The 2,535-nt window shown below is 56.5% G+C and carries 4 protein-coding genes; 3 read left to right on the top strand and 1 reads right to left on the bottom strand.

The features are described 5' to 3' along the window. A partial coding sequence (gltA, locus tag D6877_RS14475; protein ID WP_130911236.1) for a citrate synthase occupies positions 1–1,145 on the bottom strand: 1,145 nt, incomplete at its 3' end. Positions 1,146–1,508: 363 nt separating this feature from the next. Between gltA and sdhC the strand changes: the two genes are divergently transcribed. The 3 genes from sdhC to D6877_RS14460 all read left to right on the top strand — a co-directional run. Continuing rightward, on the top strand, positions 1,509–1,883 hold the full coding sequence (gene sdhC, locus D6877_RS14470) for a succinate dehydrogenase, cytochrome b556 subunit (RefSeq protein ID WP_016773673.1): 375 nt from the start codon (positions 1,509–1,511) through the stop codon (positions 1,881–1,883). After that, a complete protein-coding gene (sdhD, locus tag D6877_RS14465) occupies positions 1,877–2,245 on the top strand; it encodes a succinate dehydrogenase, hydrophobic membrane anchor protein (protein ID WP_008049683.1) in 369 nt (122 codons plus the stop codon). Before sdhC ends, sdhD begins: the two co-directional genes overlap by 7 nt. 3 nt (positions 2,246–2,248) lie before the next feature. After that, the coding region (locus tag D6877_RS14460; RefSeq protein WP_130911235.1) for an FAD-dependent oxidoreductase at positions 2,249–2,535 on the top strand (287 nt) is incomplete at its 3' end.

Here is a 2,535-nt window from a genome sequence, read left to right as displayed (position 1 = left end):
GTGAACATGCTGGTTGGAATGCCGATCGCCTTGAGGATGATCCCCGAGTAGAAGTCGACGTTCGGGTACAGCGAGCGCTCGATGAAGTACGGGTCGGTCAGGGCGATCTCTTCCAGGCGCATGGCCAGTTCGAGTTGCGGATCGTTGTTGATGCCCAGTTCCTTCAACACTTCGTCGCAGGTCTGCTTCATGACGGTGGCGCGCGGGTCGCGGTTTTTGTAAACGCGGTGACCGAAGCCCATCAGTTTGAACGGATCGTTCTTGTCCTTGGCCTTGGCGATGAACTTGTCGATGTTCGACACATCGCCAATCTCGTCGAGCATGGTCAGCACGGCTTCGTTCGCACCGCCGTGGGCAGGGCCCCACAGTGCGGCGATACCGGCGGCGATACAGGCGAACGGGTTGGCACCCGAAGAGCCGGCCAGACGCACGGTGGAGGTCGAAGCGTTCTGCTCGTGGTCGGCGTGGAGGATGAAGATCCGGTCCATGGCCTTGGCGAGTACCGGGCTGATCGGTTTGATCTCGCACGGGGTGTTGAACATCATGTGCAGGAAGTTTTCAGCGTACGTCAGGTCGTTGCGCGGGTACATCATGGGTTGGCCCATGGAATACTTGTAAACCATCGCTGCCAGGGTCGGCATCTTCGCAACCAGACGGATCGCGGAGATTTCGCGATGCTGCGGGTTATTGATGTCCAGGGAGTCGTGGTAGAAGGCCGAGAGGGCGCCGACTACACCGCACATGACGGCCATCGGGTGGGCGTCGCGACGGAAACCGTTGAAGAAGGTTTTCAGCTGCTCGTGAACCATGGTGTGGTTTTTCACGGTGCTGACGAACTGGGCCTTCTGTTCTGCGGTCGGCAATTCGCCGTTGAGCAGCAGGTAGCAGGTTTCCAGGTAGTCCGACTTTTCAGCCAGCTGTTCGATCGGGTAGCCGCGGTGCAACAAAATGCCGTTGTCGCCGTCGATATAGGTAATTTTCGATTCGCACGAAGCGGTCGACATGAAACCCGGGTCGAAAGTGAAGCGGCCCGTGGCCGTTAGGCCCCGAACATCGATTACATCGGGACCAACGGTGCCGGTTAAAATGGGCAGCTCGACGGGGGCTGCGCCCTCGATGATCAACTGCGCTTTTTTGTCAGCCATGTGGCCTCCTATTTATGCTTGAACCATCAGACAGACCCCCCACGCAGGGCCCGCACCACTATAGTGAGATAAATTCGAATGTCAATTTGCCTAAAGTCTTGCTCCAGAAGGCTTTAAGCCGACTTTTTCCTCGAAATTGCCTGCCATTTACGCCTTTTATGCAACTTGTGCAATCCGCTATTGGGGGTAGGTGAACGCGTTGTCATTAGTAGCCTAACTGTCTATACTCGGCCACCGACCGCCAAGGGCTTTTGGGCTTGCTTTCATTGGGGGTCGCATCCCTGGGTGGTGGTTACCTGACCAGTGCACTCCCCAACAACTTTGCCCTGATTGTTAGGGGCTCTTCAGTGTGAAAAAAAAGCCGTGAAAAGCCAACGACCTGTAAACCTAGACCTAAGGACCATCAAACTCCCAGTCACTGCTTACACGTCCATTCTTCACCGTATCTCCGGTGTCATCCTCTTCGTGTGCCTTGCCATCATGCTTTATGCATTGGACAAGTCGCTGAGCTCCGAGGAAGGCTTCGGTCAGGTGAAAGCGTGTCTGACCAGTCCGCTAGCCAAGCTAGTGATTTGGGGCATCCTGTCCGCTCTGCTGTATCACCTGGTAGCCGGTGTGCGCCACTTGATCATGGACATGGGCATCGGTGAGACGCTGGAAGGCGGCAAACTGGGCTCGAAAATCGTTATCGCCGTTTCCGTGGTGGTAATCGTTCTGGCAGGAGTCTGGATATGGTAACTAACGTCACTAACCTGTCGCGTTCGGGCCTCTATGACTGGATGGCACAGCGTGTGTCTGCGGTCGTTCTCGCGGCTTACTTCATCTTTCTGATCGGATACATCGTCGCCAATCCCGGCCTCGAGTATGCCCAGTGGCATGAACTGTTCGCTCACAACGGAATGCGTATTTTCAGCCTGCTGGCCCTTGTTGCTCTGGGCGCTCACGCCTGGGTCGGCATGTGGACCATCGCGACCGACTACCTGACGCCAATGGCGTTCGGCAAGTCCGCAACGGCGATACGTTTCCTTTTCCAGGCAGTATGCGGCGTTGCGATGTTCGCTTACTTCGTCTGGGGTGTGCAGATTCTCTGGGGTATCTGATTCATGGCTAACATTCCAACGATTTCTTTCGACGCCATCATTATTGGTGGTGGCGGTGCCGGCATGCGCGCTGCGCTGCAGCTGGCACAGGGCGGCCACAAGACTGCGGTGATCACCAAGGTTTTCCCGACCCGTTCGCACACTGTATCCGCACAGGGCGGCATCACTTGCGCCATCGCTTCCGCTGACCCGAACGATGACTGGCGCTGGCACATGTACGATACCGTCAAGGGTTCCGACTACATCGGTGACCAGGACGCTATCGAATACATGTGTCAGGAAGGCCCGGC

It is taken from the genome of Pseudomonas sp. Sample_9 (genome assembly GCF_004307535.1).
Lineage (GTDB): Bacteria > Pseudomonadota > Gammaproteobacteria > Pseudomonadales > Pseudomonadaceae > Aquipseudomonas > Aquipseudomonas mercuritolerans.
Note: the sequence above shows the minus strand (reverse complement) of the source record. Positions and strands in the feature narration are given on the sequence as shown.